7 protein-coding genes and 1 pseudogene are annotated in these 8,162 nt (G+C 73.3%); 1 reads left to right on the top strand and 7 read right to left on the bottom strand.

What is annotated here, in order from left to right; translation table 11 throughout:
- From N869_RS10835 to N869_RS17395, 7 genes and pseudogenes are all read right to left on the bottom strand, one after another.
- Positions 1-284: pseudogene (locus N869_RS10835) on the bottom strand (ribonuclease Y); the annotation flags it as partial.
- Between the two features lie 36 nt (positions 285-320).
- Positions 321-794 (bottom strand): regulatory protein RecX, encoded by a 474-nt coding sequence (locus tag N869_RS10830; RefSeq protein WP_232229704.1) that lies wholly within the window; start codon positions 792-794, stop codon positions 321-323.
- A gap of 83 nt (positions 795-877) precedes the next feature.
- A complete protein-coding gene (recA, locus tag N869_RS10825; RefSeq protein ID WP_035061441.1) occupies positions 878-1,918 on the bottom strand; it encodes a recombinase RecA in 1,041 nt (346 codons plus the stop codon).
- A 217-nt stretch (positions 1,919-2,135) separates the two neighbouring features.
- Entirely contained in the window at positions 2,136-2,927 is a 792-nt protein-coding gene (locus N869_RS10820; protein ID WP_232229703.1) for an ABC transporter permease, read from the bottom strand.
- Positions 2,928-3,749: an ABC transporter permease gene (locus tag N869_RS10815; protein WP_052105426.1), complete on the bottom strand. Its 822-nt coding sequence runs from the start codon at positions 3,747-3,749 to the stop codon at positions 2,928-2,930.
- The gene (locus N869_RS10810) at positions 3,749-4,663 is read right to left on the bottom strand and encodes an ABC transporter ATP-binding protein (protein ID WP_035061439.1); all 915 of its coding nucleotides are present in this window, start codon (positions 4,661-4,663) and stop codon (positions 3,749-3,751) included. The genes N869_RS10815 and N869_RS10810 overlap by 1 nt, the downstream gene beginning before the upstream one ends.
- 52 nt (positions 4,664-4,715) lie before the next feature.
- The gene (locus N869_RS17395; protein WP_035061448.1) at positions 4,716-4,943 is read right to left on the bottom strand and encodes a DUF3046 domain-containing protein; all 228 of its coding nucleotides are present in this window, start codon (positions 4,941-4,943) and stop codon (positions 4,716-4,718) included.
- 66 nt (positions 4,944-5,009) lie between these two features.
- Here N869_RS17395 and N869_RS10800 point away from each other — a divergent pair.
- The coding region (locus tag N869_RS10800) for a DEAD/DEAH box helicase (protein WP_156968502.1) at positions 5,010-8,162 on the top strand (3,153 nt) is incomplete at its 3' end.

Below are 8,162 nucleotides of genomic sequence, written 5' to 3'. Positions count from 1 at the left end.
GCCTCCTCCCGTTCGGCCTCCGCGGCGGCGAGCCGCCGGATCGCGGTCTCCTCCAGGCCGCGGATCTCGTGCCGGTCGGCCTCGACCTCGGCCTCACGGGCCGCGACCCGCTCCTGGCGTCGCGACGCCTCCGCCTGGAGGGCCTTGGCCTCCTCCTTGATCGCGACCACGTCCAGCTCCGCGCGCGCCCGCGTCGCGGACGCCTCGCGGCGGGCCAGCAGCACCAGGACCAGTGCCACCAGGCTCGCGAGGAGCAGCATGAGGATGATGGCGATCTCGCCCACGGGCGTCCTCCTGTGACGTGCGACGCGCGGAGCCGGTCACTCCACGTCGGCGACCCCAGAATCCCACGGTTCGTGCCCGTCGGCGTCCATCCGCTCGCGCACCAGCCGGGCCACCAGACCTGGGGGGTAGCCCTTGCGACCGAGGGTTCCCATGACGCGCCGGGCGCGGACCTCCGGCGCCACGCCACGGAGCGACTCCCACCGCTTGTCGAGCAGCCGTCGCGCGGTTGCCGCCTCGTCCTCCGGGTCGAGCTCGTCAAGGGCCGTCTGCGCGTCGTGCTCACCCACCCCACGGCGACGCAGCTCCGCCGCGAGCCCACGGCGGGCCAGACCTCGGGACTCGTGCTTGCTCCGCACGAGCATCCGGGCGTACTCACCGTCGTCGATGAGGCCGACCTCGGTGAACCGGTCGAGCACCGCGTCCGCCGTCGCCTGCGGTACGTCACGTCGTGCCAGGGCCTCGGCCAGCTGCTGCCTGCTGCGCGGGGCAGCGGCGAGCAGCCGGAGCACGACGGCCCGGGCGACCGCCTCCGCCTCGGGGCCGTCGACCGGTCCCTGGTCGGCGGAGGACCGGCCGCGCGCCGCGTCCCGTGTCAGAAGTCGACTCCCCCGGCCGGGTCGGCGGGCTGGTCGACCTTCGCCCCGATGCCGAGCTTCTCCTTGATCTTCTTCTCGATCTCGTCCGCCAGGTCGGGGTTGTCGCGCAGGAACCCGCGCGCGTTCTCCTTGCCCTGCCCGAGCTGGTCGCCCTCGTAGGTGTACCAGGCGCCGGACTTGCGGATGAAGCCGTGCTCGACCCCCAGGTCGATCAGCCCGCCCTCACGGGAGATGCCGATCCCGTACAGGATGTCGAACTCGGCCTGCTTGAACGGCGGCGCGACCTTGTTCTTCACGACCTTGACACGGGCGCGGTTGCCGACCGGCTCCGTGCCCTCCTTCAGGGTCTCGATCCGGCGGATGTCCATCCGGACCGAGGCGTAGAACTTCAGCGCCTTGCCGCCGGTCGTCGTCTCGGGCGACCCGAAGAAGACACCGATCTTCTCGCGGAGCTGGTTGATGAAGATGGCTGTGGTCCCGGACGAGCTCAACGCGCCGGTGATCTTGCGCAGGGCCTGGGACATGAGACGGGCCTGGAGGCCGACGTGGCTGTCGCCCATCTCCCCCTCGATCTCGGCCTTGGGCACCAGCGCCGCGACCGAGTCGATCACGATGATGTCGATCGCGCCGGAGCGGATCAGCATGTCCATGATCTCCAGCGCCTGCTCGCCGGTGTCCGGCTGGGACACCAGCAGGGCGTCGGTGTCGACACCGAGCTTCTTCGCGTACTCCGGGTCCAGGGCGTGCTCGGCGTCGATGAACGCCGCGATCCCGCCCGCACGCTGGGCGTTGGCGACCGCGTGCAGGGCCACGGTCGTCTTTCCGCTGGACTCCGGGCCGTAGATCTCGACCACGCGACCGCGCGGCAGACCGCCGATACCCAGGGCGATGTCCAGGGCGATCGAGCCCGTCGGGATCACCTCCACCGGGGCGCGACCCTCGTCGCCCAGGCGCATGATCGAGCCCTTGCCGAACTGCCGGTCGATCTGGCCGAGCGCGGCCTCGAGGGCCTTCGTACGGTCTGCAGGAGCAGGCATGTCTCACCTCGGGGGTCCACGGACGGTGCGCGCACTCGTCCTGTCTGGTCGTTCTGTCGATCCGGGGCGACGCTACGGCCGACCACCGACACGCGCCGCGACGGACCCCGCCCGTGTGGACGACGACCGGCACGCGGCACGTACCGAGCACCTTCGCGACGAGCCTACCCGAACACCTGTTCGATCGCGCTGCTCCGCCCCCGACACGCCGCGCGCGTCACCGCAGCAGCAGCCCCTCGATCCGGCGGGCCGTCCACCACGTCCCCAGCACGCCCAGCGCGGCGAGCACCGCCACGTGCACCAGCAGGCCCGGACCCACGCGCCCCAGCATGAGCTCCCGGACCATCGCCACCCCGTGGTACAGCGGGGTCGCCTGCACCACGCCCTGCAAGGCCGGTGGGTAGGTCTGCAACGGGAAGAACGTCGCGGAGAACAGGAACATCGGCAGGATCGCCAGGTTCACGTAGTCGAAGTCCGCCCAGGTGCGCATGTAGGTGGTCGCTGCCATCCCCAAGGAGGCGAACGCCCACCCGATCAGGGTCGCCGCCGGCACCGCCAGCAGCGCCCAGGGCGAGGTCACCGCACCCGCGAGCGCCGCCACCAGGAGGAACGCCGTCGAGTACACGACACCGCGCAGCAGCGCCCAGCCGATCTCGGCCACCGCCACGTCACGCGGCCCCAGGGGTGTGGCCAGCACCGAGTCGTACAGGCGGGCGTACTTCAGCTTGAAGAACACGTTGATCGTGGAGTCGAACACCGCGCCGTTCATCGCCGAGGCCGCCAGCAGCGCCGGGGCCACGAACACCACGTAAGGCACCGCGGTGCCGTCGGCGAGCTCGACGTCACCGACCAGCGTCCCGATCCCCACCCCCATCGCGAACAGGAAGAACACCGGCTCGAAGAACCCCGAGACGATCACCGGCCACGTGCGGCGCGAGGACCGGTAGTTGCGCTCGACGAGCATCCCGGCCCGGCCCGCGCCCACGCGCCCGTCCGTCACCGTCGCCACTCAGACCACCATCCGTCGACGCAGGACCCGGCCCGAGAGCCACCACCCCACCACCAGCCACAGGAGCAGGTACGCCACGTGCCCGGCCACCACCGGGGTGGTCGCCACACCGAGGGTCAGGGCCCGCGAGGCCTCGACCGCGTGCCACAACGGTGTGGCCCACGCGACCGGTTGCAGGTACCCGGGCAGCTGCTCCACCGGGAAGAACGTGCCCGAGAACAGCATCATGGGCATCACGACGAACCTCATCACCAGGACCAGGCCCTTGTCGGAGGACAAGGTCGCGGAGTAGGCGTAGCAGCACGCCGCGAACGCGACCCCGCCCAGTGCAGCGACCGGGACGGCGAGCACCCCCCACCACGAGGGGACCGCACCCAGGGCGGCGGCGACCGCGAAGAAGACCACGGACACGACGAGGACCCGGATCGCCACGAAGACCAGGTGACCGGTCACCACGTCCCGCGGGCCGAGCGGCGTCGCGAGCATGCCCTGGTAGATCGGGTTCCACTTGATCGACCCCATGACCGAGAAGGTCGTCTCACCGGCCCCCGTCTGCAGCGCGGTGGCAGCGAGCAGGCCGGGTGCGATGAACGTCACGTACGGCACGCCACCCACCCCCTGGTCCAGCAGCGCACCCAGACCCAGGCCCATGCCGGCCAGGTACATCAGCGGGGCGAGGAAGCTCGAGACGGCCGTGCCGGCCCACATGCGGCGGTACTTCACCAGCCAGTGCCCCGTGACCGAGGACCACGGACCGAGGACGGGGACCTTGGCGGTACGTCCGTCCCGGGCCCCCACCGGGGCCGTCACCTGCGCGGCCATCAGTCGACCAACGTCCGGCCGGTCAGGTGCAGGAACACGTCCTCCAGCGTCGAGCGCCGCACCAGGGCCGACAACGGGTCCAGGCCCCGGCGCGTGACCTCTGCCTGCGCCGACTCCCCGTCCGCGGTGTACAGCAGCAACCTGTCGGGCAGGACCTCGACCCGCTCGGCCACGCCGTGGACCTTCTCGGCCACGGGCTGGTGGTCGGCCACGTCGAACCTCAGCTCGAGCACCTCACGGGTGGAGTGCTGCTCGATCAGGGACCGCGGCGAGCCCTCGGCCACCACCCGCCCCTGGTCCATCACCACGAGGCGGTCGCACAGCTGCTCGGCCTCGTCCATGTAGTGCGTGGTCAGCACCAGGGTGACGCCCTCGCGCTTGAGGCGGAACAACCGGTCCCACAGGACGTGCCGTGCCTGGGGGTCCAGGCCCGTGGTCGGCTCGTCCAGGAGCAGCACGCTCGGGCTGTTCACCAGCGCCCGGGCGATCGTCAGCCGGCGCTTCATCCCCCCGGACAACGGCTCGACCACCGACTTCGCCCGCCCGGTGAGCTGGGCGAAGTCCAGGAGCTCCTCGGCGCGCTCCCGGACCAGCCGCCGGGACAGGCCGAAGTACCGGCCGTACACCCAGATGTTCTCCTCGACGGTGAGCTCCTCGTCCAAGGTGTCCTTCTGCGGGACCACACCCAGCCGCGCGCGGATCTGGGCGCCCTGGGTGCGCGCGTCCATGCCGAGGATCTCCAGCGTGCCCGCCGAGGGCGGGGAGACGCAGCCGATCATCCGCATGGTCGAGGACTTGCCCGCCCCGTTGGGCCCCAGGAACCCGAACGCCTCGCCGGGACGCACCTCGACATCGATGCCGTCCACCGCGGTGAAGTCGCCGAAGGTCTTGACCAGGCCCTCGGCCCGGATCATCGCGCTGCTCGTCACGCGGCGACGGTACAGGCACCGACCGGGCGCGTCACGGTCATTGCCCCGGGCGCCGCCCGCGCTCGACCGAGCCCCACCGCCGCGCCTCCGGGACGTCCATCGCGTCGCACAGCGCACGCCACACCCGCCGTGGCTCCTCGCCGTCCGCGAGCGCCTGCTCGGCCGTGCGGTCCTCGAGCCCGCCGAGCACCTGGTCGCGCACCAGGGTCGTCCCCAACGGCCCGAACACGTCCTGGACCAGCTCCCTCAGCTCGCTGTAGCGCACCCCTGCACCCTGCCACAGCGGCCGCACGCCGCGACGGACGTCGGACCCCGGCACCACAATGGGCCGGTGACCACCGCGCCGCCCCCCGCCGACGTGCTCGGCCGGTTCTCGGCCCCGACCAGGGAGTGGTTCAGCGGGGCGTTCGAGGCACCGACCCCCGCACAGGTCGGTGCCTGGCGTGCGGTGGACGCCGGTGACCACGCGCTGGTGGTGGCGCCGACCGGCTCGGGCAAGACCCTCGCGGCGTTCCTGTGGGCCCTGGACGGCCTGCTGACCTCGCCCCCGCCGCAGGACCCCGCGCTGCGGTGCCGGATCCTGTACGTCTCGCCGCTGAAGGCGCTGGCCGCCGACGTCGAGCGGAACCTCAGGTCCCCTCTCGTGGGGATCGGCCACGCGGCTGCGAGGTCCGGCACCACCGTGACCGACGTCACGGTCGGGGTGCGGACGGCGGACACCCCGGCTGCCGAGCGGCGGGCGTTCGCGACCAGGCCCGCGGACGTCCTCATCACGACCCCCGAGTCCCTGTTCCTGGTGCTGACGTCCGCCGCGCGCAACGGCCTGCGCGGGGTGCAGACGGTGATCGTGGACGAGATCCACGCGCTGGCGGGGACCAAGCGGGGGGCGCACCTGGCGCTCACGCTCGAGCGGCTGGACGCGCTGCTGGAGGCCGACGGCACCGGGCCGGCCCAACGGGTGGGCCTGTCGGCGACCGTCCGCCCGCCGGAGGCGGTCGCCGACTTCCTCGCCGGGCGCCGGACCCCCGGTGAGGGTGGGCGGGGCACGACCGTGGTGCGCCCGGAGCACACCAAGGAGGTGCAGGTCGAGGTCGTGGTGCCGGTGCCCGACCTGACCGACCTGGCCCGCGACGGTGGGGACGACCCGGCGGCGGAGGGGTTCTCCGGCTCGGCCGCGGGCGGGCCGAGGCGCCCGTCGGTGTGGCCGCACGTGGAGGAGCGGGTGGTGGACCTGGTGGGGGCGCACAGGTCGACCCTGGTGTTCACCAACTCCCGGCGGGGCGCCGAGCGCCTGACCGCACGGGTCAACGAGGTGTGGGCCGGGCGTCAGGGGCAGGACGTCCCCGACCCCGGGACCCTGGCGCCGGCGGCCGCGCCCGGCCAGTCGGGCACCGCTGCCGGGGTCGGCACCCGGGAGGGTGAGCCGGTGCTGGCCCGGGCCCACCACGGGTCGATGAGCCGGGCCGAGCGCACCCGCACCGAGACCGAGCTCAAGGCCGGGCGGCTGCCCGCCGTGGTGGCGACGTCGTCCCTGGAGCTCGGGATCGACATGGGGGCCGTGGACCTGGTGGTCCAGGTCGGCAGCCCGCCGTCGGTCGCGTCCGGCCTGCAACGCGTGGGGCGGGCCGGGCACCAGGTGGGGGCGGTGTCCCGGGGGGTGGTGCTCCCCACGTTCCGGGGCGAGCTGGTGCCGGCGGCGGTCGTGGCCCGGCGCATGCGCGAGGGGCAGATCGAGCACCTGCACGTCCCACGGACGCCGTTGGACGTCCTGGCCCAGCAGGTCGTCGCGATGGTCGCGGTGCAGGACTGGGAGGTCGAGGAGCTGGCGTCGGTGGTGCGCCGGGCGGCGCCGTTCGCGGACCTGGGTGAGGGGACCCTCACGGCCGTGCTGGACATGCTCGCGGGAAGGTACCCGAGCGAGGAGTTCGCCGAGCTGCGTCCACGTGTGCTCTGGGACCGGATGACCGGGGTCCTCTCGGCCCGGCCCGGGGCCCTGCGGCTCGCGGTGACCAGCGGCGGGACGATCCCCGACCGTGGCCTGTACGGGGTGTTCCTGGCGGCGGGGGCGGCCGGGAGCGAGGACGCGGGCGAGGTGCCCGCCGAACGGGGCGGGCGTCGTGTCGGGGAGCTCGACGAGGAGATGGTCTACGAGTCGCGCGTGGGTGACACCTTCACCCTGGGGTCCAGCACCTGGCGGATCGAGGACATCACCCCCGACCGGGTGCTCGTCTCCCCCGCCCCCGGGCTGCCGGGTCGGTTGCCCTTCTGGAAGGGCGACAGCCCGGGCCGCCCCGCCGAGCTGGGCCGGGAGATCGGCCGGTGGGTGCGGCACGTCGCCGCCGCCTCCCCCGAGGACGCCGCGGCCGAGGTGAGCGCGACGGGGCTGGACCGTTGGGCCGCGGACAACCTGCTCGCCTACCTGGCCGAGCAGCGGGAGGCCACCGGGGCCCTGCCCGACGACCGCACGATCCTGGTCGAACGGTTCCGCGACGAGATCGGTGACTGGCGGGTGGTCATCCACTCCCCCCACGGGGCGAGGGTGCACGCACCGTGGGCGTTGGTCGTGGCCGCCCGGTTGCGGGACCGGTACGGGGTGGACGCCGCCGCCATGCACTCCGACGACGGGATCGTCGTGCGGCTGCCCGACGTGACCCAGTCCGGTCACTGGGACGTCCAGGCCGGGCGCTGGGTCGACGACGGACCGGGCCCGGGTGTGGACCTGGAGGACCTGCTGATCGAGCCCGAGGACGTCGAGGAGGCCGTGCGGCGTGAGGTCGGTGGGTCAGCGCTGTTCGCCGCCCGGTTCCGTGAGGCCGCCGCGCGGGCCCTGCTCCTGCCCCGGCGCAGCCCCGACCGGCGTCGCCCGTTGTGGCAGCAGCGTCAGCGCTCCGCCCAGCTCCTGCAGGTGGCCTCGCGCTACCCCGACTTCCCGATCCTGCTCGAGGCGGCCCGTGAGTGCCTCCAGGACGACTTCGACCTGGAGGCACTGGTCTCGCTGATGCGGGACGTCCGGACCCGCCGGGTGCGGGTCGTGGAGGTCCTGACCCCCACCCCCTCCCCGTTCGCGCAGTCGTTGCTGTTCGGTTACACCGCCCAGTTCCTGTACGACGGGGACCAGCCCCTCGCCGAGAGGCGGGCGGCGGCCCTGACCCTGGACCCGAGCCTGCTGGCCGAGCTGCTCGGCCAGCAGGGCACCAGCGACCTGGCCGACCTGCTGGACCCGGACGCCGTCCGCGTCACCGAGGCCGAGGTCACGGGTCTGGCACCCGAACGCCACGCCCGTGACCTCGAGGGTCTGGTCGACGTGGTGCGCCGGCACGGGCCCCTGACCCTGGACCAGGCGCGGGCACGCGTCGAACCGGGCGCCCGGGACCAGGTGGTGGCATGGCTGGAGCAGCTGGTGACCGCCCGTCGGGTCCTGGCCGTGCGTCTGCGGGGCCCCGCACGGCCCGGGGCGCCCGGGGCGCACCGCGAGCACGGCGAG

Source organism: Cellulomonas bogoriensis 69B4 = DSM 16987 (assembly GCF_000767165.1).
Classification (GTDB): Bacteria; Actinomycetota; Actinomycetes; order Actinomycetales; family Cellulomonadaceae; genus Actinotalea; species Actinotalea bogoriensis.
The sequence above is the reverse complement of the archived record's forward strand: the minus strand, read 5'-3'. Positions and strand labels throughout refer to the sequence as shown.

Coding starts and splice junctions, on each gene's coding strand:
- recA (WP_035061441.1), bottom strand. CDS start 1,918: ATGCCTGCTCCTGCAGACCGTACGAAGGCCCTCGAGGCCGCGCTCGGC.
- N869_RS10810 (WP_035061439.1), bottom strand. CDS start 4,663: ATGATCCGGGCCGAGGGCCTGGTCAAGACCTTCGGCGACTTCACCGCG.
- N869_RS10815 (WP_052105426.1), bottom strand. CDS start 3,749: ATGGCCGCGCAGGTGACGGCCCCGGTGGGGGCCCGGGACGGACGTACC.